22 protein-coding genes are annotated in these 23,924 nt (G+C 64.0%); 16 read left to right on the forward strand and 6 right to left on the reverse strand.

All coding sequences use genetic code 11. From position 1 onward, the window contains the following. The 3 genes from SE91_RS13335 to SE91_RS13345 form a co-directional block, all read right to left on the reverse strand. The coding region (locus SE91_RS13335; protein ID WP_156489990.1) for an ATP-binding cassette domain-containing protein at window positions 1–606 on the reverse strand (606 nt) is incomplete at its 3' end. Between the two features lie 6 nt (window positions 607–612). Next, the gene (locus SE91_RS13340; RefSeq protein WP_061847901.1) at window positions 613–1,635 is read right to left on the reverse strand and encodes a sugar ABC transporter substrate-binding protein; all 1,023 of its coding nucleotides are present in this window, start codon (window positions 1,633–1,635) and stop codon (window positions 613–615) included. A gap of 141 nt (window positions 1,636–1,776) precedes the next feature. Continuing rightward, window positions 1,777–2,178 (reverse strand): globin, encoded by a 402-nt coding sequence (locus SE91_RS13345; RefSeq protein WP_061847902.1) that lies wholly within the window; start codon window positions 2,176–2,178, stop codon window positions 1,777–1,779. 480 nt (window positions 2,179–2,658) lie between these two features. Between SE91_RS13345 and SE91_RS13350 the strand changes: the two genes are divergently transcribed. The 11 genes from SE91_RS13350 (at window position 2,659) to SE91_RS13400 (ending at window position 14,212) form a co-directional block, all read left to right on the forward strand. Then, a complete protein-coding gene (locus tag SE91_RS13350; protein WP_197489462.1) occupies window positions 2,659–3,033 on the forward strand; it encodes a DUF2946 domain-containing protein in 375 nt (124 codons plus the stop codon). A 96-nt stretch (window positions 3,034–3,129) separates the two neighbouring features. Beyond that, a complete protein-coding gene (locus SE91_RS13355) occupies window positions 3,130–5,529 on the forward strand; it encodes a TonB-dependent receptor domain-containing protein (protein WP_061847904.1) in 2,400 nt (799 codons plus the stop codon). A 26-nt stretch (window positions 5,530–5,555) separates the two neighbouring features. Then, window positions 5,556–6,767: a sialidase family protein gene (locus SE91_RS13360; protein WP_061851113.1), complete on the forward strand. Its 1,212-nt coding sequence runs from the start codon at window positions 5,556–5,558 to the stop codon at window positions 6,765–6,767. After that, window positions 6,764–7,261 (forward strand): TlpA family protein disulfide reductase, encoded by a 498-nt coding sequence (locus SE91_RS13365; protein WP_061847905.1) that lies wholly within the window; start codon window positions 6,764–6,766, stop codon window positions 7,259–7,261. The genes SE91_RS13360 and SE91_RS13365 overlap by 4 nt, the downstream gene beginning before the upstream one ends. A gap of 27 nt (window positions 7,262–7,288) precedes the next feature. Beyond that, on the forward strand, window positions 7,289–7,825 hold the full coding sequence (locus SE91_RS13370) for a copper chaperone PCu(A)C (protein ID WP_061847906.1): 537 nt from the start codon (window positions 7,289–7,291) through the stop codon (window positions 7,823–7,825). 23 nt (window positions 7,826–7,848) lie between these two features. Continuing rightward, window positions 7,849–8,367 (forward strand): YcnI family copper-binding membrane protein, encoded by a 519-nt coding sequence (locus SE91_RS13375; RefSeq protein ID WP_061847907.1) that lies wholly within the window; start codon window positions 7,849–7,851, stop codon window positions 8,365–8,367. Next, a complete protein-coding gene (locus tag SE91_RS13380) occupies window positions 8,367–9,929 on the forward strand; it encodes a copper resistance CopC/CopD family protein (RefSeq protein ID WP_061847908.1) in 1,563 nt (520 codons plus the stop codon). The genes SE91_RS13375 and SE91_RS13380 overlap by 1 nt, the downstream gene beginning before the upstream one ends. 166 nt (window positions 9,930–10,095) lie before the next feature. Beyond that, entirely contained in the window at window positions 10,096–11,415 is a 1,320-nt protein-coding gene (gene proS, locus SE91_RS13385) for a proline--tRNA ligase (RefSeq protein ID WP_008547625.1), read from the forward strand. Window positions 11,416–11,505: 90 nt separating this feature from the next. Then, a complete protein-coding gene (locus SE91_RS13390; RefSeq protein WP_061847909.1) occupies window positions 11,506–12,786 on the forward strand; it encodes a lipoprotein-releasing ABC transporter permease subunit in 1,281 nt (426 codons plus the stop codon). Between the two features lie 7 nt (window positions 12,787–12,793). Beyond that, window positions 12,794–13,492 (forward strand): ABC transporter ATP-binding protein, encoded by a 699-nt coding sequence (locus SE91_RS13395; RefSeq protein ID WP_060737754.1) that lies wholly within the window; start codon window positions 12,794–12,796, stop codon window positions 13,490–13,492. A gap of 78 nt (window positions 13,493–13,570) precedes the next feature. Next, window positions 13,571–14,212 carry a glutathione S-transferase family protein gene (locus SE91_RS13400; RefSeq protein ID WP_061847910.1) on the forward strand — a complete coding sequence of 214 codons (642 nt, stop codon included), beginning with the start codon at window positions 13,571–13,573 and terminating at the stop codon, window positions 14,210–14,212. A gap of 106 nt (window positions 14,213–14,318) precedes the next feature. Here the strand turns inward: SE91_RS13400 and SE91_RS13405 are convergent, their stop codons facing one another. Next, a complete protein-coding gene (locus SE91_RS13405) occupies window positions 14,319–15,398 on the reverse strand; it encodes an alcohol dehydrogenase catalytic domain-containing protein (RefSeq protein ID WP_061847911.1) in 1,080 nt (359 codons plus the stop codon). Window positions 15,399–15,508: 110 nt separating this feature from the next. Here SE91_RS13405 and SE91_RS13410 point away from each other — a divergent pair, with 110 nt between their 5' ends. From SE91_RS13410 to map, 3 genes are all read left to right on the forward strand, one after another. Beyond that, on the forward strand, window positions 15,509–16,282 hold the full coding sequence (locus SE91_RS13410) for a helix-turn-helix transcriptional regulator (protein ID WP_061847912.1): 774 nt from the start codon (window positions 15,509–15,511) through the stop codon (window positions 16,280–16,282). Window positions 16,283–16,483: 201 nt separating this feature from the next. After that, window positions 16,484–19,633: a GAF domain-containing protein gene (locus SE91_RS13415; protein ID WP_061847913.1), complete on the forward strand. Its 3,150-nt coding sequence runs from the start codon at window positions 16,484–16,486 to the stop codon at window positions 19,631–19,633. A gap of 83 nt (window positions 19,634–19,716) precedes the next feature. Then, window positions 19,717–20,466 (forward strand): type I methionyl aminopeptidase, encoded by a 750-nt coding sequence (map, locus tag SE91_RS13420; protein ID WP_008547594.1) that lies wholly within the window; start codon window positions 19,717–19,719, stop codon window positions 20,464–20,466. A gap of 14 nt (window positions 20,467–20,480) precedes the next feature. Here the strand turns inward: map and pdxR are convergent, their stop codons facing one another. Continuing rightward, entirely contained in the window at window positions 20,481–21,887 is a 1,407-nt protein-coding gene (pdxR, locus tag SE91_RS13425) for a MocR-like pyridoxine biosynthesis transcription factor PdxR (RefSeq protein WP_061847914.1), read from the reverse strand. A 116-nt stretch (window positions 21,888–22,003) separates the two neighbouring features. On the opposite strand from pdxR, the gene SE91_RS13430 reads away from it, so the two are divergent. Next, on the forward strand, window positions 22,004–22,465 hold the full coding sequence (locus tag SE91_RS13430) for a carboxymuconolactone decarboxylase family protein (protein ID WP_061847916.1): 462 nt from the start codon (window positions 22,004–22,006) through the stop codon (window positions 22,463–22,465). Window positions 22,466–22,505: 40 nt separating this feature from the next. Then, the gene (locus SE91_RS13435) at window positions 22,506–23,144 is read left to right on the forward strand and encodes an HD domain-containing protein (protein WP_061847918.1); all 639 of its coding nucleotides are present in this window, start codon (window positions 22,506–22,508) and stop codon (window positions 23,142–23,144) included. 60 nt (window positions 23,145–23,204) lie between these two features. On the opposite strand, the gene SE91_RS13440 is transcribed toward SE91_RS13435, so the two are convergent. Then, on the reverse strand, window positions 23,205–23,924 hold a 720-nt coding region (locus SE91_RS13440; protein ID WP_245318449.1), incomplete at its 5' end, for an MFS transporter.

Below are 23,924 nucleotides of genomic sequence, written 5' to 3' on the forward strand. Positions count from 1 at the left end.
CGAGATGAAGACGATGGCAGCGCCTTCCTCGCGCAGCCGCCTGAGTGTCGCAAACAGCCGCTCGACCTCGGGCGGAGAGAGGGCAGAGGTCGGCTCGTCCAGGATGACGATGCGCGCCCCGGAGAACAGCACGCGCGCGATCTCGATCAGCTGCTGCAGCCCGATCGGGAGATCGCCGAGCCTGCTCATCGGATCGACGTCGATGCCGAAGCGGGCGAGTTGCTCGCCGGCCTCGCGCGCCATCCGCCGCCACTGGACGAGGCCAAGGGCGTTGGTCGGCTGGTTGCCCAGGAAGACGTTCTCGGCGACCGTGAGGTCGGGCGCGACCGAGAGCTCCTGATGGACCATGGCGATGCCGGCCGCGTGCGCATCGCGCGCCGAGCGGAAATGCGTTTCCGCCCCGTCGATCAGGAAGCGGCCGGAGAAGTCGGTGTGCACGCCGGCGATGATCTTCATCAGCGTGCTTTTTCCGGCGCCGTTCTCGCCGACGAGACCATGGATCTCGCCGGCGTGAAGCGCGAAGTCGACACCACGAAGTGCTTCGACACCGCCGAAGCTCTTCGTGATGCCCTGGAGCTCCAGGATAGGCGAACCAACCTCAGGCATGGAGAACTAGATCAGATAGTGATCCTGCATCCATTGCATGCCGGGCGCATTCGCCTTGGTCACGACGGGACCGTCGGTGACGACGTTCTTGGGGATGCCCTGTCCGCTCTTCTCGCCCCCGACCACCGCCGACACGCCCGCGATGATCGCGCCGCCATGGATGCGGCAGGACGGATTGCGCACCGTCGCGAACATGCGGCCCTCGCTCACCGCCTGGATCGCCGGCGGCATGGCATCGACGCCGCCGATCAGGATGTTGGTACGGTTGCGGGCCTTCATGATGTTGTAGGCGGCGAGCGCCATGTCGTCATTGTGGAAGAACGCCGCGTCGATCTGCGGATATTTCGTCAGATAGGTCTCCCAGAGGCGGGCGGTCTTCGAGACGTCCCAGTCCGCCGGCTGGGTGTCGAGCACCTCGATGTTCGGGAACTGCTTGACGACCGAGTTGAAGCCCTTGGCGCGGCCTTGCGCGCCGGTGTGGCCGAGCGCGCCTTGCGTCATGATGATCTTGCCCTTGCCGCCCATCGCGTTGCACAGCGCCTGGGTCACCGAGGCACCCATGAACTCGTTGTCGGGTGCGAGGAAGGAGTGGACGTTGATCTGGTCGAGCGGCGCAATCAGCGTGTCCATGTCGATCACGGGCGTGCCGGCGTCGATCATCTTCTGCACGGGTTGGGTGAGGGTGCCGATGCCGAAGGCCTGGATCGCGACGAAGTCCCATTTCTGCGAAGCCATGTTGTCGATCGCCGCGCGCTGCTTCACCGCATCGAGCTGACCGTCGAACCAGGTCACCTCGACATTGAACAGCTTGCCCCAGAACTCTGCGGCCTTCTTGCCCTGCGCGCACCACGTCGCCTGCAGGCCCGCGTTGGAGAAGGCCGCCTTCAGCGGCTTCTCCGATCGTCCGACTTCGGCTGCAAGTGCTGGGTTTATGCCCATGCTGCCGAAGAGGGCAGCTCCGGCGCCGGCGGCCGCTGCCGCCTGAAGAAGATCGCGCCTCGTCGTCGAGAAATCTTTCGTCCCGGACATCGCTCGCTCCCGTAAAATTTTATCGTCGGCGCGTCATTGATTGCGCGGCCGATGTCCGAAAGTCTCTCACAAGAGTTGACGCCACTCAATCTGCAATCAATCGCGCGATCGCCGCAGGCGTCGTTGGTGCAGCGCAAAGCGTCAGGCCGGGACGGCGAACGCGTCGAGCTCGACGAGCAACGCATTCCACGCCCGCGCGATGTCCGGCGACCATTCATCGTCGAGCAGATCGCGGAGCGTATCCCGGATGATCGCAAAGAAGGCGATGAAGAGGTCGCGCGAGGTGCCGTAGGCCTGGTGCGAGGCGGCTTCGCAGGCGATCAGCCGGAAATGTCCACGCCGCGCGTCGGCGAAGTCGAGGATCGCCTCGATGGCCAGCGCGAGCATCGACCCCATCACGAGCTCGCTGCCTTGCGAGCGGAACATCGCTCGGGTTTCCGGATGCCGGTCGAACAGGCGTTGATAGACCCGTGGCGCCAGATCGGCACAGCGCGAGGCCGCCAGCTCGAAGCTGAGTTCGATCGGATTGGGAGAAGCCGTCATCGGCGCTTCAGCCCTGCAGGCAAAAAAAGAGCGGGGCCCTGGCCCCGCTCAAAAATTGTGTCGACCCTATTATCCCCGATTCTAAGATTTGCTCTTGATTGACGGGGCGACGCTGCGTTTTGCGCGCCAGGGGCTCCTCCCGAGACTTGGACCACCAAGCTTTGACCTCGCGGTCAGCCTGAGCAAGAGGGATGCTAGATCAACTTTTCTCACTTGTCATCATTTTCGGCAACGATTGTTCAAAATTCGAGCAGTTGACGAAATGTTCGGGCTTCATGCCCTGTAAGTATATGACAGATATAAGAAATTTGTGGGGGGCGAGGCGTTTGACTTGCCTCAAATGCGCGGCCTCCGGCCTCGATCGGGTGCTCGTCAGCAAAGTTTCCAAGAAATTTGCGCCGGGGCAAGAAGGCGGCGGAACTGACCTCGACTTCGGGCAAGCCGGGTGTTTAGTTAGCAGGCGAACGAATGGTTCGGCGAATGCACGCGCGGCTGCAAAAATTCCTACCCATCGTCCTGCTCGCTTTGGTGATGCAGGTGCTGGCGCCGATTGCCGCGTGCCTGGCGGCCGGCCAGGCCGTCGCCGATCCGCTGTTTGCGGGAGTCATCTGCCACAGCGGGGGTGAGCAGGGCGGCCAGAACGATCAGACCGGCAGCCCGACTGCGCACGCCGGTGCCTGCGCGATGTGTTGCCTCGCGCAAGCGGCCGCATCGCTCGATTCGCCGCTGCAGGTCGCGCTCGCAACTCCGGTTCGGCACGCCGAGCGCGTGGTGTGGCGCGCTGCGGATGCATCCAGGGTGTCCGCCTACAGAGGCTCAGGCGCCCAAGCGCGCGCACCTCCACGCTTTTCCTGACGTAGCGACCAACCGAACTATCGGCGCGCGGCTTGGCTGCGCCGGTGGGCGTGCTCAATGGACCGGCCATCGCGCCGGATGTCAGGAATTCAAGTGATGTTACGAAGACGTGCGATCGGCAGCGCGAGCTTGCCCGTGCTTTGTGGGCTGTTGTCCGCGACCAGTACAGGCGCGCTTGCCCAGGCTGCCCAGGAGGCGCTGCCCCCTGTCACCGTCGAGGCGCCGCAGACGGCCCGCCCCAGAGCAGCAACCCGGCCATCGCGGCCTCGCTCTGCTTCGGCCGGCCGCGCAGCAAGGCCTGTTGCGCCGAACGCGACCGACAGGGCTTCGGCCCAAAACAGGACGTCGAGCGCGGGCGCGGCGCGAGATGGTCTCAATCAGGCACCGGCCGGCCAGACCGCGACGACCATCGATCGCAGCCGCTTCGACAACCGCCCGGCGTTTTCAGTCAGCGACGTCTTGCGGGACAGTCCGGGCATTTCGATCAAGCAGGGGAATGGTCCCCGCGATTTCGGCATCTCGATTCGCGGATCCAATGCCCGCAACGGCTTCGCCATCCGCAATCTCGTCATCTTCGAGGACGGCTTTCCGGTGACGCAGCCGGACGGCCTTTCACGAAGCGACCTGATCGATCCTCATGCCTATGGTGCGATCGACGTGATCCGCGGCCCGTCCTCGGCGCTCTACGGCAATTACGCGACCGGCGGTGCGCTTAATTTCCGGACACGGCCGGGCAGCACGATCGACGGCGTTGAATATGGCGTAGACGGCGGCAGCTACGGTTATCTCAACAATTACCTCGCGGCCGGCAAGAGGGTCGGCAATTTCGAGGGGTCGCTGTTTGCGAGCGATGTGCGGGGTGACGGCTACATCGGCAACAGCTGGTTCAACACCCAGACCGTCAACTTCCTCGGAACGCTCCAGGCCACGCCGAACGATCGCTTCACGGTCAAGATCATCAACAACGATCTCAGCACACGGTTGCCGATCCGGCAGTCGCTGAATCAATACTATCTCAACCCGTTCCAGCAGGGATGTGCGACCGGCGCCACGGCCGCGCCCGGATGCGGCACGGTCAGGCTGTTCAACAACGGCTTCAACGCCACCGCTGGAACTGATGTGGAGACGGCTGTGCAGGCCGGGCTTGGCCGCAACGACCGCCGAACCATCGTCGGCGCCCGGTGGGAGCACGATTTCGACAACACCATGACCTGGCGCAACCAGTTCGTGTTCGATGACCGGAATATCAGCCAGCCGACCGGCACGACCAGCTCGATCGGAGATTTTCCGTCGTACAACTACATGAGCGACCTGACCAAGCGCGGCGAGATTCTCGGCTTGGAATCGACCACCTTCTTCGGCGCGTTCTACAACACGCTGTCGGCCTCGAGCGACACGCGGAACGTGATGCCGGGAGGCAATGCTGCGCTCGGCAGGCTATCGAGCAATCTCTTCAGCGAAACGACCAATTATGGCGTCCGCGCGCGCGAGGAGTTGAGGCTGACGAGCGCGCTGACTGCTGTCGCCGGCGTTGGTTGGGAGACCACCGTTCTGAAGGGGGTGAACACGGCGTATGCCTACGCAGGTCCCACCGGCATTGCCACGACGACCCTGACGACCGCAGACCGGCAGTTTCAAAATGCTGCGCCAGAGTTTGCGCTCCTCTACAATCTCAACAACGAGTGGCTATTTCGGGGTCGCGTTGCGACCGGGTACGGCACACCGCAGGTCTCGAATCTCTTTGTGCTTCCGACCGGTCTGTCGGGCAACAACACCCAGCTCCAGGCGCAGAAAAACCTGGGCTACGATCTCGGCTTCGATTGGACGCCGAACAACACGCTCAAGCTCAGCGCAACCGGCTTCTACGAGTTCTTCCGCAACGAGATCGTCAGTCAGGCGACGCCGGTCGCCGGCATATCCTACACGTTCAACGCTCCACGCTCGGAACACCGTGGCATCGAGCTTGCGGCAGACTGGAAGTTCTATCCGGGCTGGCGATTCCTGGCGGCCTACACCTATCTCGACGAGGTCTACACCGAATATGTCGAGAACATCACCAATGGCACCGTGTTCAGCTTCAACCGCGCCGGCAACAAGATCCCGGGCATCTCGCCCAATGAGCTGACGGCCAGGATCGGCTACGACGAGTTCGCCGGACCGCTGGCGGGCCTCGGCGGCTTCGTCGAGGTGCAGTGGAAGGATTCCTTCTACATGGACAACGCGAATTTGCTGAAGGCGCCCGGCTATGAGCTGGTCAACGTGAATGTTCACTACAAGGCCGATCTGGTGTCCGAGACCTTCAGGTCTCTGAATCTGTTTCTCGAAGTCAGAAACGTGTTCGACCGCACCTACGTCGCTTCGGCCAACAACATCGCGAACACGGTGACGGGGGCGGGCCTTCAAAATCCTGCGAGCGTGCTCGCAAACACGACGGGATCGATCTATGCAGGCTCGCCGCGCACATTCGTTGCTGGTATGAAGGTGGCGTTTAGATGATCCGGGCTCTCGAAGGGAATAGGGCCGTGATCCGAAATGGCTTGCTCGCGATCATCGCTCTCGCATTCGTGGAAGCCCCGGCGCTCGCCCAGATGCGTGCGCCGCATGCGTCCGAAGCGGCGTGTGAAGAGCCGACGCTGCGCTGTGCAACCAAGGCGACGCCCGCGTTCGCTCCGGATGGAACGCTATGGTTGGTTTGGATGGCGGGCGGGCAAGTCTCTGTCGCGCACTCGCAGGATTCCGGCCTTACCTTCTCCACACCAACTCAGGTCACGACGAAGCGGCTAAACCTCGATTGGGGGCCGGATGCCCGGCCGAAGATCGTGGTCGATCGCAAGGGCGGCATCGCGGTGGCGTTCTCGATCTTCAGGGACGAGGCCTTCAACGGCCAGGTGCTCACCACGCGCTCGGCCGATGGCGGAAAGAGTTTTGCGGATTTGAAGCCGATCACGGCAAGCAATGAGAGCCAGCGCTTCGAGGCGCTGGCGCTCGACCAGGACGGAACGGTCTTCGCGGCTTGGCTCGACAAGCGCAATCGCGTTTTTGCGAAGGAAGCGGGACAAAAGTACGAGGGAGCAGGGTTGTTCTTCACATCGTCGAGCAATGGCGGCACCACTTACGCAGAAGCAAAGCTGGCTCGCGAGGGCACTTGCGAATGCTGCCGGTTGGGGCTGGCGTTCGCGGCGCCCGGCCGACCCGCTGTGATCTTCAGAAACATCTTCGAAGGCGGTGTGCGCGATCACGCGGTCATGACCTTCGCCGACGTTTCGACGCCGGGTGAGATCCACCGAGTCAGCCATGACGACTGGCAGATCAATGCCTGCCCCCATCACGGTCCCAGTCTTTCGGTGGCGCCGAACGGAACCTATCATGTGGTCTGGTACACGAACGGCAAGGCGCGGAAGGGATTGTTCTACGCGCATTCGCGCGACCAAGGCCGCACGTTCTCTGCGCCGATGGCGCTGGGGCAGCCTGGTCGCAATCCGACGCGTCCCTTCGTGCTCGCGGGGCCGCCGGGAACGGTGATGGTGTGGAAGGAATTCGACGGGGAGAAAACCTCGGTCCAGATGACGATTTCCAGGAACGATGGCGAGACCTGGTCGCCGCCGAAGACGATAGCGAGCACAACCGACACGTCCGACCATCCCTTGCTCGTCGACAATGGTCGGCAAGTGTATCTGTCATGGATGACGAAGGCGGACGGCTATCGTCTCACAGCGATCGAGGATCAACCATGAGACGTCGATTTGCAGGCATTCTGGGGCTGGGCATCCTGATCGCATCGGCGTCCGCACTCGGGTCGCCTTCGGCTCTCAAGCCATTCGAACGCGGCACCTGGCAGAGCGTGCTCAAGGGCCATGCGGGCCGCCCGATGCTCGTGCATTTCTGGGGCGTGACTTGCGGCCCCTGCAAGGTCGAGCTGCCGCTGCTCGGCAAGTTCGCGAAGGACCATCCCGAGATCGATGTCGTCACGGTCAGTGCCGATCTCGTGCCGAACCTGCCGGCGGCGACGCAATCGATGCTGGACAAGGCGGGGCTGTCGTCGACCGAGAATTTCATCTTCAGTGACGGCTTCGTCGAGCGTCTGCGATTCGAGATCGATCCGTCCTGGCAGGGCGACATTCCCAGAACGATGCTCTTTTCGCGCGATGGCACCGTCACGACGATCGAAGGTTCCGCCGAAATTCCCGATCTCGAGAAATGGTCGGCCCAACAACGCTCCACCCGCTGAATTCAGTCTGCAAACAGGAATACGCATATGAAGACAATGTTGAAGAATGTGCTGCTCGCGACGCTCGCTGTCACGCTCGGTGCAGCACCCGCGGCGGCCGACGACGTCAAGGCCGGCGATCTCGTCATTTCGCAGCCCTGGAGCCGTGCGACGCCGGGTGGAGCCAAGGTCGCGGGCGGTTACCTCACCATCGAGAACAAAGGCACGGCGACGGACAGGTTGGTCAGTGTGTCCGCCGACATTGCCGGGAAGGCTGAGATTCATGAGATGGCGATGGACAATGGCGTGATGAAGATGCGCGCGCTCGACAAGGGAGTGACGATCGATCCCGGCAAGACGGTGAAGCTCGCGCCGGGTGGCAATCATCTGATGCTCCAGGAGCTGAAGGGGCCGTTGAAGCAGGGCGACAAGGTGCCGGTAACGCTTCAGTTCGAGAAGGCCGGCAAGGTCGCGGTCTCTCTCGACGTCCAGGGCGTTGGCGCGCAGGCGCCGGGTGGTGACGGGCATTCAGGTCATATGGACATGAAGAAAATGCCGGATCATTCCGGAATGAAGATGAAGTGACATTGACCTGGGGGAGATTGACCATGTCGAAGCGATCCTGCCTGATCCTGATCGTTGCGTTCGCCGCCTCACCGGCAGCGGCGCATGTGTCGCTCGAGACCAAACAAGCCACGGTCGGCGCGTCGTACAAGGCTGTGTTCACTGTGCCGCACGGCTGCAAGGGCTCGCCGACGGTGAAGATCCGCGTGCAGATCCCGGAAGGTGTCATCGCGGTGAAGCCGATGCCGAAGGCGGGCTGGACCATCGATGTCGTCGAAGGCAAATATGCCGGGGAATACGACTATCACGGCAGCAAGCTCTCTTCCGGCGTCAAGGAGGTGGCGTGGTCCGGCGGCAAGTTGCCGGACCAGCACTATGACGAGTTCGTGGTGCAGACGTTCCTGACCGGCTCGCTCAAGCCGAACACGACCCTGTACTTCCCGGTCGTCCAGGAGTGCGAGACCGGCGTCAGTCGCTGGATCGACATCCCGGCAGAGGGAGCAGGGCATTCGCATGATGGCAAGTCCCCGGCACCGGGCGTGAAGCTCATGCCAAAGCCCTGATGCGCCTGATCGCCGCGCTCGCGACGCTGCTTTTTGCGGTCGGCTTCGCGACTGGTGTATCCGCGCATGCTGCGCTGGTAGCGGTCGAGCCGGCAAACGGCACCGTGCTTGCGAGCGCGCCGCCAGCCGTGGTCCTGCGCTTCAACGAGGCCGTGACGCCGGGTGCGATCCGGCTGATCGACGGCTCGGGCAGGGCGCGGGACGATGTGCGCGTTGACACCGCCGGAGACGCCGTCTCGGTCAACATGCCGCCGGACCTGCCGCAGGGCACGGTGGTGGTCAGCTATCGCGTGATTTCGCAGGACGGCCATCCCGTCGCGGGATCGGTCATTTTCTCGATCGGCGCGCCGACGGGAACGAAGCGCCCGGCGAGTGCAGACGAAGAATTGAGCGTGCTGATCTGGCTCGCGCGGGTCGGGCTCTATCTCGGACTGTTCGTCGGCGTAGGCGGCGTCTTCTTTGCGCGCTGGGTTGCTTGGTCGATGATCGGCATGACCGTGCCGCGCGTGGCGCTCGCGATCGGCATCCCCAGCGCAGTGGTGTCCCTTGGTGCCTTGGGTCTTGATCTCCTCGGCCTGTCGCCGGCGGGTCTCGTGACGGCTGCGCCTTGGAAAGTCGCGTTCGCGACCAGCGCCGGCCCGGCGTTGCTGGTTGCGATTGCGGCGATGTTGTTCGCTCTGCTGGCGCTGCGCAGCGGCTGGTCTTCGCGGGCTCTTGCCGTCATTGCCTTGGTCTGCGTCGGGCTGGCGCTGACCATGACAGGACACGCCGCCACCGCTCCGCCCGAAATCTTGACGCGGCCGGCGATCTTCCTCCATGGCCTCGGCGTCGCCTTCTGGATCGGCGCACTGGCGCCGCTTGCTGCACTGGTCTCGAAGCCGGGGGCGATGGCGTTGCCGGTCGTCTACCGCTTCTCCCGTATCGCCGTGCCGGTCATCGCCGCGTTGGCATTGACCGGTCTTGTGCTCGCCGTCATTCAGCTAGGAAAGCCGTCGGCGCTGGTCGAGACCCGCTACGGCCTCGTCCTCTCGATCAAGCTCGCGCTGATCCTGTTGCTGCTCGCACTGGCGGCGCTCAATCGCTTGCGTTTGACTCCAACGCTCGCTCGTGATCACGAGGCCGGGACCGCCCTCAAGCGCTCGATCCTGCTCGAATGCGGGATCGCGCTCGCTATCTTTGCTGTCGTCGCCGGCTGGCGCTTCACGCCGCCGCCGCGGACCATCGTTCCCGAGACGCCGTTGGGGATCCACATCCACAGCGACAAGGCGATGTTCCAGGTGCTGGTGTCTCCTGGGAAGGCCGGCGTGGACGATTTCGTGCTCCAGCTCATGACCGGAGAGGGGACGCTGCTCAGGGCCAAGGAGGTGACGTTGATACTGAGCCTGCCCGAGCGCGGCATCGAGCCGATGGAACGGAGCGCCTCGCTGGGGCCGGACGGCTACTGGCATGTGCACAAGGTCGAGCTGCCCTTCGCCGGCCGCTGGCAGGTGCGGATCGACGCGCTGGTGAGCGATTTCGAGCGGATCACGCTCGAGGACGAACTCGTCGTGCCGCCGCCCTAGGCTCGCCGGCTTTGCACGGCATGTTGATGCTCGAGGCCAAACCTGAAGTCGACGGAAAAATGACAGGAATTCCGCCGCGTTAGCGGCTTTTCCTCATTCCCGGTCTTGTGTTTTCGCTCCCAATCCGCTTTCACTGCAATCCAGCACTGATTCCCAGAGTATTGTCATGCGGTTGTCGCGGTTCTTTCTGCCCATCCTGAAGGAAAACCCGAAAGAGGCTGAGATCGTCTCGCATCGGCTGATGCTGCGCGCCGGCATGATCCGGCAGGAGGCCGCCGGCATCTATGCCTGGCTGCCGCTCGGCTTCCGCGTGCTCAAGAAGATCGAGCAGATCGTGCGCGAGGAGCAGGACCGCTCTGGCGCGATCGAGGTGTTGATGCCGACGCTCCAGCTTGCCGATCTCTGGCGCGAGAGCGGCCGCTACGACGCCTATGGGCCGGAGATGCTGCGCATCGCCGACCGGCACAAGCGCGAGCTGCTGTACGGGCCGACCAACGAGGAAATGATCACCGAGATCTTCCGCGCCTATGTGAAGTCCTACAAGAACCTGCCGCTGAATCTCTATCACATCCAATGGAAATTTCGCGACGAGCAGCGTCCGCGCTTCGGCGTGATGCGCGGCCGCGAATTCCTGATGAAGGACGCCTATTCGTTCGACCTCAACGAGGCGGCAGCGCGCGTTGCCTACAACAAGATGTTCGTAGCCTATTTGCGCACCTTCGCGCGGATGGGGCTGAAGGCGATCCCAATGCGCGCCGAGACCGGCCCGATCGGCGGTGATCTCAGCCACGAGTTCATCGTGCTGGCCGAGACCGGCGAATCCGGCGTGTTCATCAATCGCGACGTGCTCGACCTGCCGGTGCCGGGCGAGGACGTCGATTACGAGAGCGACCTGACACCGATCATCAAGCAGTGGACGTCGGTCTACGCTGCGACGGAAGACGTTCACGACGCCGCGCGCTTCGAGCAGGAGGTGCCGGCGGAGAAGCGGGTGAACACCCGGGGCATCGAGGTCGGTCAGATCTTCTATTTCGGCACGAAATATTCCGAGCCGATGAAGGCGCTGGTGGCCGGCCCTGACGGCGTCGACGTGCCGATCCATGGCGGCTCCTATGGCGTCGGCGTCTCGCGCCTGCTCGGCGCGATCATCGAAGCCTGCCACGACGATGCCGGCATCAAATGGCCGGAAGCGGTGGCGCCGTTCCGCGCCGTGGTGCTCAACCTCAAGCAGGGTGATGCCGCGGTCGATGCGGCCTGCGAGAAGCTCTATGCGGAGCTCACCGCCAAGGGCGTCGACGTGCTCTACGACGACACCGACCAGCGCGCCGGTGCCAAATTCGCCGCAGCCGACCTGATCGGCATCCCCTGGCAGATCATGATCGGGCCGAAGGGACTCGCCGACGGCAAGGTCGAGATCAAGCGGCGCAGCGACGGCGCCCGCGAGACCATGTCGCCTGCCGACGCGGTCGCAAGACTTGTGGGCTGATAAGGCTGGTCGCCTGAATATTGTTCATCGCGCGATACCGCGGCCGCCAATCCGGCCACATTTGACCCCGAATCATGGGATTATCGAGCGATGGATGAGACCATGACCGAAACCGCCAAGTCTGCGCCTTTTGCGCCATTCGAGTGGATGCTGTCGGCGCGCTATTTGCGGGCGCGCCGCAAGGAGGGATTCATCTCGGTCATCGCCGGGTTCTCCTTTCTCGGCATCATGCTGGGCGTGGCGACGCTGATCATCGTGATGGCCGTCATGAACGGCTTCCGCAAGGAGCTGCTCGACAAGATCCTGGGGCTGAACGGCCATATCCTGGTCCAGCCGCTGGAATCGCCGCTGACCGACTGGAAAGACGTCGCCGACCGCCTCAGCCAGGTCCAGGGTATCCGCCTCGCGGCGCCCGTGGTCGACGGCCAGGCATTGGCGTCGTCGCCGTGGAACGCCTCGGGCGTCCTGGTCCGCGGCATCCGCTCCGACGACCTCAACAACCTCACCTCGATCGCCAAGAACATCAAGCAGGGCTCGCTGGAGGGCTTCGACGAGGGACAGGCCGTTGCGATCGGCCGGCGGCTCGCCGATCAGCTCTCGCTGCACGCCGGCGACAGCGTCACGCTGGTGGCGCCGAAAGGTGCGGTGACGCCGATGGGTACGACGCCGCGCATCAAGCCGTACAAGATCGCCGCCGTTTTCGAGATCGGCATGTCCGAATACGATCTCGGTTTCGTGTTCATGCCGCTCGCGGAGGCGCAGGCCTATTTCAACCGCAGCAACGACGTCACCTCGATCGAGGTGTTCACCACCAACCCCGACAAGATCGACGCCTTCCGCAAGGCGGTGACGGAAGCCGCGGGCCGACCGGTGTTCCTGGTCGATTGGCGGCAGCGCAACTCGACCTTCTTCAACGCGCTCCAGGTCGAGCGCAACGTGATGTTCCTGATCCTGACCATGATCGTGCTGGTCGCAGCGCTCAACATCGTCTCCGGTCTGATCATGCTGGTGAAGGACAAGGGCAGCGACATCGCGATCCTGCGCACGATGGGCGCTTCGCAAGGCTCGATCATGCGCATCTTCCTGATCACGGGCGCCTCGATCGGCGTGGTCGGCACGCTGGTCGGCTTCTTCGTCGGGCTAGTGATCTGCCTCAACATCGAATCGATCCGGCAATTCCTGTCCTGGCTCACCAGCACCGAGCTGTTCTCGCCGGAGCTCTACTTCCTGTCGAAGCTGCCCGCCGAGATCGACGTCGGCGAGACCACGGCCGTCGTCATCATGGCGCTGACGCTGTCGTTCCTGGCGACGCTCTATCCGTCCTGGCGTGCCGCGCGCCTCGACCCTGTCGAAGCGCTGCGGTACGAGTGAGGGGCTGATGGAGCAGCAGGGGGAAGATGTACCGGTCATTTATCTCCACGAGATAAAGCGGCAGTACTTGCAGGGCGAGGTGCCGCTGACGATTCTTGATGGCGCCAAGCTGGCGCTGTGGCCGGGGCAGTCGGTCGCGCTGGTGGCGCCGTCGGGCTCGGGCAAGTCGACGCTGCTGCACATTGCGGGTCTGCTCGAGGCGCCAGATTCAGGCGAGGTCTATGTCTCGGGCACGCCGACCTCGCAGCTGCCCGACATCGAGCGCACGCAACTGCGCCGGACCGACATTGGCTTCGTCTACCAGTCGCACCGGCTGTTGCCGGAGTTCTCGGCGCTGGAGAACGTCATGCTGCCGCAGATGATCCGCGGCCTGAAGAAGTCCGAGACCGTGAAGCGCGCCAAGGAGATCCTGGGCTATCTCGGCCTCGGCGACCGCATCACCCATCGCCCCGCCGAGCTGTCCGGCGGCGAGCAGCAGCGCGTCGCGATCGCGCGTGCCGTGGCGAATGCGCCGCGCGTGCTGTTTGCGGACGAGCCGACCGGCAATCTCGATCCGCACACCGCGGACCACGTGTTCCAGGCGCTGATGCAGCTCGTCAAGGCGACGCAGGTCTCGATGCTGATCGCGACCCACAACATGGAGCTCGCCGGCCGCATGGACCGCCGCGTCTCGCTGTCGAACGGCCAGGTGGTCGAGCTCGAATAGGCCGCCATCGCGGGTCCGTGGCGCGACTGGCTTACTTTGCGATCCAGTACATCGGGCTCAATTAGGGAGCGCTCAATCATGCTCACCGTCTATGGCGAAGGTCGTGGCTTCCGGGTCGTTTGGCTGCTTGAGGAACTGGGGTTGGCCTATCGGCTGCACCCGGTCGATCTGCTCGCCGCCGAGATTGACCGCGACTTCCTCGCGATCAACCCCGCCGGCTTCATTCCGGCACTGCAGGACGGCGAGACGATCATGGTCGAATCGATCGCGATTCTTCAGTACCTGCTCGCCCGCTACGGCGCTGGTTCGCTTGCCGTGGCTCCGGATGATCCCGCCTTCGCTTCCTATCTACAATTTCTCCATTTGGGCGAGGCCGGGTTGGCCGGCCCGGTGAACGCCCTCATTGTCGGTCGCCAGCTGGCGCCCGAAGCCGAGCGCGATGTCCGCGTGACCCGCTGGGCAATGCAGACGTTCGAGAGCCGGCTGGGATTGGTGATCCGCCGCCTCGTGGAGTGCCCGTATCTCGCTGGCGACCGATTCACGGCCGCCGATATCTCGGTGAGCTACGCGCTCCTGCTCGGCTTGCGTACCGGCAACTATGTCCCCGGTTTGACCGAGCGGGACTATCTCGCCCGCACGACGGCGCGCCCCGCCTACCTCCGTGCGATGGAAAGCTGCCAGGCCACCCAGGCTTGGGCGGCGAGATCGCCGGGATTATAGGGCTCGCTTTCGGCCGAGCTGCGAAAACAACCCCATGCACAGTAGCCAAGTGCTTGGCTGGACTGACGAAAAATTCGGCGATGGAACTCCGCCGGCGCCTGCGGGCTCAAGGCCTGATCACCGTCAATTTGAACGGCCCGCCATGGGCGGCGGCGTGTTCGACCGCCGCGTTGGCGTGATCGAGATCGAACGCGGTTGCCTGATATTCGTCCAGTTTGAGCAGCCCGGCGCGCACCAGCGCGATCAGGCGGCTCGCGGCGTCGGGCGGGTACATCCAGACGCCGTGGATGCTGATGCAATTGCGCATGATCCAGGGGTAGGGCAGGTCTAGCCCTGCACCGCCCGCCATGCCGACGCCGCCCATCAGTACGATGCGGCCGTAAGCGCGCACCGTCATGACCGCCGCGCGCACCACAGTGGCGCTCACCGAGGGCGGCATGATGTCGAATACGCAGTCGATCGGGCCTGATGCGGCGCGTTTCATGCTCTCGCGGTCGTCGTCCTCGACGCCCGTAAGCTTGACCGGCTTCACACGGCTGCCGAAGCGGCGGACGAGGTCGGCCAGGATCTTCTCGTTACGGCCGGGCGCGACCACGCAGGCCGCGCCCATCGCGAGTGCGACAGAGACGGCCGCGCTGCCGAAATTGCCGGTGGCTCCACTCACCAGTACGGTCTCACCTGCCTGCAGATTGGCGGCGAGGAAGCCGCCATAGGGCACGAGCAGCGTGCCCAGTGCGCACCATTGCGTCGCTTCCTCCGAGGTGATGCTGCCGATCCGTTTGACGTTCTCGGTCGGCACCCGCATCTGCTCGGCAAAGGAGCCATGGCGAAAATGCTGTTGCAGGCGCATGCCGCCGGGGCCGGCGGCGGTCAGCCCTTGCAACGCGATGTCGGGCGCTGTGGCGTCGTCGCGCGAACGCACCGTCGGATCGCAGAACACCCAGTCGCCGACGGCAAGCCTGGTGGCATCAGGGCCGATCGCGCGCACGCGGCCAATGCCGCCGGGGCCCGGGATGATCGGCAGTTCGAGCGCGTAGTTGCGCGTCCCGTCGAAGACCTCGTTCATGTAGGACAGCACGCGGGTGGCGACGACATCGACGATGACCTCGCCGGTGCCGAGCACTGGTTCGGGGACGTTCTCGATCGCCAGGGGCGAGCCAAAGGATTTGAGCACGGCAGCTTTCATGGTGTTTCACCTCAAGGTGGGGTGAAGCCGATATGCGTCCCCTTGGAGGGGGTAGGAAGGCCTGGTATTATCCTAGTATTCCAGGGGCCCTCCATCGCGGGAGCGATATCATGGCCGATCCACGCCGCGTCGAATTCGGCGATTTCCTCAGGTCGCGCCGCGAGAAGCTATCGCCGAAGAGCGTCGGGCTTCCGGCGGGCCGCCGGCGACGCACTGCGGGCCTGCGGCGCGAGGAGGTCGCCCAGCTCGCCGGCATCGGCGTCGATTGGTACATCCGCCTCGAGCAGGGCCGCACCGTCAGCCCTTCCGTCACCACCGTGGACGCGCTGGCGCGAGCGCTGCGCCTCTCCAAGACCGAGCACGCACATCTGAAGGCGCTGGCACGCGACGGGGTGAGAGCCGCCTTTGTGCCCGAGATCGTGCCGCCGCCCATCCGGCGGATGATCGAGAGCCTGACGCAACCGGCCTACATCACCGGACGGCGCTGGGACGTGCTGGCCTGGAACGCGGCGGCCGAGGAGATCTTCGGCTTCGGGCAACTGCCGGAGCAGGATCGCAACACGCTGCTGCTGGTGCTCACGAACAAGCAAACGCGAAAATTCTACGGCGCAGGCTGGACCGATGTGGCCAAGAGCATGGTCGCGATGTTTCGCGCCACCCACGACGTCTGGGCCGGCGATCCCGCCTTCACCGAGCTGCTCACGCGGCTGCGCCAGGGCAGCCCGGAATTCGTCAAATGGTGGGAAGCGCACGAGATCCGCAGCACCGCCTCGGGCCTCAAGACCATGAACCACCCGACCAAGGGCGTGCTCCGGTTCGAGCACACGAGCTTTCAGGCCAACGACGATCCCGCGCTGAAGCTCGTGATCTATACGCCGGTGTAGGGCGCGGAGGGCCAGATCGACAGCGTTGTCGGTCGGGCTGCTCGGGAACCCAAACGCCATCATGCGGTTAACGACGGACAGCTTGCGCGGGCTGCCTGCATCATGGAGGTCGGGCAGGCGCGCTGGTCGGTGCGAATTGTAGCGCGAAGAATCGATTTCATTGGCTCCTCGGGGAGACTAGGAAGTGGCAGGGGAAGACCAATGACGACAGCGACCGGGCTCTACTCGGCCGATCGCAATTCCGTCTTGGCCACACTCGGCGACTACATCCGAGAGATCAGCAATCCCGACGATCTCGCTTATGCTGCCGCAGAACTGCTCGGTCGTAGCCTCAAGGTCAGCAGGGCAGGGTATGGCACGGTCGACACCACCGACGAAACCATCACCATCGTCCGCGACTGGAACGCGCCGGGCATCTCGAGCCTCGCCGGGGTGCTGCGCTTCCGCGACTACGGCAGCTACATCGAAGACCTGAAGCGTGGTGAGACCGTCATCTGTGCCGATGCCGAGAAAGACCCTCGCGTCGGCGACCGCGCCCGAGCCCTCGAGGCGATCTCCGCGCGCGCGCTCGTCAACATGCCGATCTCCGAGCCGGACGGGGTCGTTGCGCTGCTGTACCTCAACAACGCTACGCCGCGGCAATGGAGCCGCGACGAGCTGGAGCTGATCCGCGATGTTGCCGAGCGCACGCGCACCGCGGTCGAGCGCCGCCGCGCGGAGACGGCGGTGCGGGAGAACGAAGCCCGGCTGCTTTTCCTGGACGCCCTCAACAAGGAGACGGCTAAGACCCGCGATGCCGACGGCGTGATGGCGGTGACCACCAGGATGCTGGGTGAGCATCTCGGCGTTTCCAATTGCGCCTATGCCGACATGGATCCCGATCAGGACGGCTTCACCATTCGCGGGGATTGGGCCGCGCCCGGTGCGATGCATATCGTTGGCCATTACAGCCTGGCTGATTTCGGCGTGAAGGCGGTGCGAGAGCTGGGTGCCGGCCGGCCGCTCATCATCAACGACAATCTGAAGGAGATTGCGCCGGAGGAAGCTGCGACCTTCCAAAGTATCGGGATCGGTTCGACGATCTGCATGCCCCTGGTCAAGGAAGGGCAGCTCACCGCCTTGATGGCGATCCATCACCGCGGCCCGCATCGGTGGACGTCGCGCGAGCTCGCCTTGCTCACGGAGGTGACCGAGCGATCATGGGCGCATATCGAGCGCGTCCGATCTGAACAGGCCGCCCGGGATGCCGCTGAACGGCTGGTGCTCGCGAATAAGGCGGCCGGTATCGGCACCTGGGATTACGATCCGGTCAACGACGTTCTGCGATGGGACAATCGCTGCAAGGAAGTGTTCGGTCTCTCGCCGGACGCCGAGGTCAGCTATGAAGAGTCTTTCCTCAAGGGCATTCATCCCGAAGACAGGCAGCGTGCGCACGAGGCTGTGTCCGCCGCCCTCAATTCCGAGGCGCCGACAAGCTACAACATCGAATATCGGACCGTCGGCATCGAGGATGGTGTCGAGCGCTGGATCGCCGCGACAGGTCAAGCCATCTTTTTCGAGGGCCGAGCCGTTCGATTCATCGGGACGGTGCTGGATATCTCCGCGCAAAAGAAGACTGAGCGACATCTCAGAATCTTGAACGATACGGGGGCTTCGGTCGCCCGCGAACGCGATCTCGAGAAGATCGTGCAGATCGTGACCGATGCCGGCGTCGAGCTGACGGGCGCCCAGTTCGGGGCCTTCTTCTACAACGTTCTGACGCCGGACGGCGGCAGCTACATGCTGTATTCGCTGTCCGGGGTGCCGCGATCGGCCTTCGAGAACTTCCCGATGCCGCGCAACACGGCCGTGTTCGAGCCGACGTTCAAAGGCACCGGCGTGGTGCGGTCCGAGGACATCCTGCAGGACCCGCGCTACGGCAAGAACGCGCCGCGGAAGGGCATGCCCGACGGCCATCTCCCCGTTCGGTCGTATCTGGCGGTGCCTGTGATCTCGCGGGCGGGAGAGGTGCTCGGGGGATTGTTCTTCGGTCATGCCGAGACGGGCCAATTCCAAGCCGAGCATGAGGCCGCGTTGCTCGGGATTGCGGGCCATGCCGCCACCGCGATCGACAACGCCCGGCTTCTGACCCGGCTCGAGGCGCTCAATGCCGAGCTGGAGCAACGGGTCGCAGACGAGATTGCCGAGCGCATGAAGGCCGAGGAGCAGCTGCGGCAATCCCAGAAGATGGAAGCCGTCGGGCAGTTGACCGGCGGGATCGCCCACGACTTCAACAACATGCTGGCCGTCATCCTCGGCAGCTTGAATCTCGCCAAGCGGCGGCTCGGCAAGGGAGAGGTCAACATCGACCGCTTCATCGAGGGCGCCATCGATGGCGCAAGCCGCGCGGCCACCCTGACGCAAAGGCTGCTCGCGTTCTCACGCCAGCAGCCTCTGGCGCCGGAAGTCGTCGACATCAACAAGATGGTCGGCGGAATGAGCGAGCTGCTCGAGCGCTCGCTCGGCGAGCTTGTCCGCCTCGAGACGGTTCTTGCGGCCGGCCTCTGGCGCGTCAAGGCGGACCCGGCCCAGCTGGAAAGCGCGCTCATCAATCTTGCCGTCAATGCGCGCGATGCGATGCCGAAGGGCGGCAGGCTGACGATCGAGACCAGCAACGCCTCGATCGACCGGAAATTTGCCCTCGAATACGCACTATCGCCCGGACAATATGTTCTCATCGCCGTGACGGACAACGGCACGGGCATTGCGGCCGATGTGTTGGGAAAGGTGTTCGATCCGTTCTTCACGACCAAGGTCGTGGGCAAAGGCACCGGCCTCGGTCTCAGCCAGGTCTACGGCTTCGTGCGGCAGTCCGGCGGCCATGTCAAAATCTATTCGGAGGTCGACGTCGGCACCACCGTGAAGATCTATCTTCCGCGCTTCGCGGGCAAGGAGGCCGTGTCAACTCCGTCGCAGGGCGTGACGCATCCCGGAGCAAGTCTTCAGAGCGAAACCATTCTCGTCGTCGAGGACGATGAACGCGTCCGCAGCATCTCGTCCGAAAGCCTGCGCGAGCTCGGCTATAAGGTGATCGAAGCCGCGAGCGCCAAGGAGGCGATCAGGACGATCGAAAATGGTTTCGTTCCGGATCTGCTGTTCACCGACGTCGTCATGCCCGACATGACCGGCGCCGAGCTTGCCGCCGAGCTGTCGAAGCGCCATCCGGAGCTGAAGGTGCTGTTCACCACCGGCTATACGCGCAACGCGATCGTTCACAACGGCATGCTCGATGCGGGAAAGCATCTGCTGTCCAAGCCCTTTGCGATCGAGGACCTCGCCGCCAAGGTCCGCCATCTGCTCGACGAGGGTTGAAGACGGCGGCTTTGGTAAAAAATGCAGTCGGTTTGCACGCCGCCTGCACAGGCGCTATGCCAGCACTTTCGGATGGGCATGGCATGACGATCTCAGACGACAACGACCTCACTCGCCTGAAAGAAATCGGGCGCATCGTCGCCAACACCTTGGAGGCGATGGGCAAGGCGCTTGAGCCGGGCATGACCACCTCCGAGCTCGACCTGATCGGCCGGAAGCTGCTGGAGGCTGCTGGAGCGCGCTCTGCTCCGGAACTGGCCTACGACTTTCCCGGCGCGACCTGCATCAGCGTGAATGAAGAGATCGCTCACGGCATCCCGGGTGAGCGTCGGATCGCGCGTAGCGATCTCGTCAACATCGACGTGTCGGCCGAGAAGAACGGCTTCTTTGCCGACACGGGAGCCTCGTTCGCCGTTCCGCCCGTTACCCGGGCGATCGAGCGCCTTTGCAGGGACGGCCGGCGGGCGATGTGGACAGGCCTGCGGCAGGTCGGGACGGGCAAGCCGATGGCCGGCATCGGCGAAGCCATCGGAACGTTCGCTCGCAAGAACGGATACAGCCTGGTCCGCAATCTCGCCAGTCACGGTGTCGGCCTGTCGCTTCATGAGGAGCCGACGGAGATCGCAACATGGCCCGACCGCTCCGAGCGCCGCATCATGGGCGAGGGTCTGGTGTTCACCGTCGAGCCATTCCTGTCCCTGGGTGCCGAATGGGCTGAGGACGGTGAAGGCCCATGGACGCTCTACAGCAGCCCCGAGGCGCCGACCGTTCAGTACGAGCACACCGTGATTGCGACGCGGAACGGACCTTTGATCGTCACCATGGCAGGCTGAGGCAACAACTCCGATCACGTCAAACGGCCAATGATCTGAAGCAACCGCTCGCATGCTGGCTCGATCCGCTTGAGCGGAGATGTCGCAACCCCAAGCAAGAGTCCCTGCCTCGCCGAAGCCTTCGACGCATACCATAGGGATAATGACGTAGGCGCCATTCCATGCGCGGCTGCTTCCCTGGCGATGGCGAGGTCAGGAGCTCCGTCCGGCAACCACAAGACTGCAGCCAGTCCGGCGAGCGTCACATCTGCGGTGCGCTGGGAAAGATATTTCAGCAACGCATCGCCTTGGGCCGCGTAGGCGCGCTTCGTGCGTCGAAGATGCCGGAGATAATGGCCCTCGCGCATGAAGTCGGCAGTTGCGAGCTGCACCGCGGGGCCGGGCGCCGGCGCAAGGCACGCCGCAGCTTCCGCAAATCGCGATGCCAGGGCGGCCGGAGCGACGACGAAGCCCAGCCGCAGAGCGGGTGTCAGGGTCTTGCTGAAGGAGCCGATGTGAATGACCCGGCCGGCGCGGTCGAGCGAGGCGAGCGCGGGTGTGGCCCGGCCTTTGAGCTGGAGTTCGCTCAGGTAGTCATCCTCGATCACCCAGGCGTTGCTTTGCGCAGCCCAATCAAGCAGGCGCGAGCGCCGTGCCAGCGATAAAGTCGATCCAAGCGGCGCCTGCTGTCCCGGCGTCACGACCGCAAGCGCCGCGTCGGGCGCGTGTTTCAATCCGTGGTCGACGTCGATGCCCTCAGCATCGACGGGGATCGACATGATGAATAATCGCGCAAGCTCCATACCGCGCCGGGTGAAGGGAAAGCCCGGGTCCTCCATCCAGGCCTTCTTCTGCTCGAGCCCGAGGACGCGGAGCGCCAATCCGAGGCCGCCGCTGAAACCAGCGGTGATGATGATCTGCGACGGGTCGCATTCGATCCCACGGGCCAACGCCAGGTAAGCCGCGATTTCGCGCCGTAACGCCAACTCGCCGCGTGGATCAGGGTAGATCGCTGGCGTGCTCGCTTCGGCGCGAACCGCCTGCGCGCGCATACGCGCGAGCAGCGTGGCAGGAAAGGTCTCCTGGGCCGGCACACCCATCTGAAAGATCGCAGGCCCCGCAGTGAGCTCCTGGTACATTTCCATGAAGGAGCCTGGCACCGGGGCCTTGTCCTGGCGAACGGGGAAGGACGGCCGATCCACCACATGCGTTCCGCTGGCGCGGCTGGCGACGATCAGTTGGGCGGACGAAAGCTTCTCATACGCGATGCGCACGGTGCCACGCGCGACACCAAGCTGAGCTGCCAGATCCTGCCAGGAGGGCAGGCGCGCGCCCGGCGCGAGCACGCCGCTCTCGATGGCGGCCCTGATCCCCCTGTGGATCTGCTCTGCCAAGGGCGTCTTGGCGGAACGATCGAGCTCCAGATGCAGCGGCTTGGTCACGCCTGTAAGTGGTACACGATTTTTGTGTATTCTTGGTGCTTTTTTATGGACTACGGAGAGGGCACGTAAAAGGCAAGGTAACGCTTCATTCCCTCGGATTATCAAGGAGAAAGCAGATGAGCGAACGTCTCCACTACAACCACGTCGCTCCGGCGGGCGCGAAGGCGCTGGGCGGCGTTTACGGGTACGTCATGCAGAGCGGGCTCCCCGCGACGCTGGTGAATCTCGCTTATCTGCGGGTCTCGCAGATCAACAACTGCGCCTATTGCCTCGACATGCACACGCGCGATCTGCTCAAGGGCGGGGTCAAGATCGAAAAGCTTGCGCTGGTCCAAGCGTGGGCCGAGGCCGGCAATCTCTTCGACGAGCGGGAGCGCGCCGCACTCGCATGGGCGGAGACTGTCACCCGCGTTGCCGAGACCAACGTTCCGGAGGAGGCCTATCAAGCCGCGCGCAAGGTCTTCACAGAGCGCGAGTTGGTTGACCTCACGATCGCCATTAGCCTGATGAATGCGTACAATCGAATGTCAATCAGCTTCCGAAATACGCCGCAGGCCGTTCTTGAGAAGGCCGCCTGATTTCCAACGGTACCTGTGGAGAGAGAGTAGGATCTTGAAAATGACGAGCGTGATTTCCGGCGTCAAGATTCCCGACAGCCAACTGGCGCGAGAGGCCACCGAGCTCGTGCGCCAATACGAAGACGAGATGCTGTTCAACCATTCGGTTCGCGTCTACGTGTTCGGTGCGATCAAGGGGCAGCGTCAGAAGCTGAAGTTCGATTCCGAGCTGCTGTACGTGGCGGCGCTGTTTCACGACCTCGGCCTCGTCGATCACTATCACACCGAGACCAAGCGATTTGAGGTCGATGGCGCCGACGCCGCGCGCGACTTTCTGCGGGCGCGCGGCATCGCCGAACCGCAAGCCGACCTAGTGTGGGAGGCGATCGCGCTGCACACCACGCCCGGAATTCCACAATATATGAGACCGGAGATCGCGCTCACCAATGCCGGCGTTCTGGTGGATGTCGTCGGCGTAGGATTTGACGACTACACGCCGGAACAGCGCGAGCAGGTGATCTCCGCGTTTCCGCGGGGTGACTTCAAGAACGAATTTATGAAGGTGCAGACCTGTTCAGCCCTGAAGAAGCCGCAGACGACGTTCGGGACGGTGAACTTCGACTACATCGAGGATCACGATCCCACCTTCCGCAAGCCAAATGCGTGTGCGCGCATCCGCAACACGCCCTGGCAGAGCTGAACCGTTCACGACGTTCGCCGCACGCATTACACCACCGGATTCCTGGCCGAATCGGAACGGCTACGATCCGACGCCAGCGGCGGGGGCCGTCGGAGCCTTCGTCAGCGACCCGGCATCACGTCGCGAGGTGACCCGCGCAGGTCCCGTCGCAGGTCGCGTGTCGCGGGCGGCGATGGCCCAGATCAGCAAGCCGAGCAGCGCGAGCGCAGCGCCGACGGGCCCGGTGGAGGTCCAGCCGAGGCCTTCGCGAATGGCGAGGCCGCCGAGGAACGGACCCAGCGCATTGGCGGTATTGAAGGCCGAATGGTTCAGCGCGGCCGCGAGCGCCTGCGCATCGCCCGCGACGTCCATCAGCCGCGTCTGCAGGATGGCGCCGAGCGAGACGCTGGCGCCGATCGCGAACACGTCTGCCGCGAGCAGCCAGGGACTGCCGGCGGCAAGCGGAAACACCAGGAGTGCAACCGCGGCGAACAGCAGGATAACGCCCGCCGTCGGCATCAGGGCGCGGTCGGCGAAGCGCGGCACGAACAGATTGCCGAGCGTGGCGCCGGTGCCGAACACGGCCAGGAAAAACGGAATGACCGCGGGGCTGAGCTTGGTGACCTCGATCAGCGTGGTCGCGAGATAGGTGTAGACGGCGAACATGCCGCCGAAGCCGATGGCGCCGATCGCCAGCGTGATCCAGACGCGGCCGCTTCTGAGCGCGCCGAGCTCGCGGAGCGGATCGGAGCTGCCGGCCCGGTCGCGCGGCGCGAAAAGGGCGCACAGCAAAATCGTGAG

It is taken from the genome of Bradyrhizobium sp. DOA1, assembly GCF_001593325.1.
GTDB lineage: Bacteria > Pseudomonadota > Alphaproteobacteria > Rhizobiales > Xanthobacteraceae > Bradyrhizobium.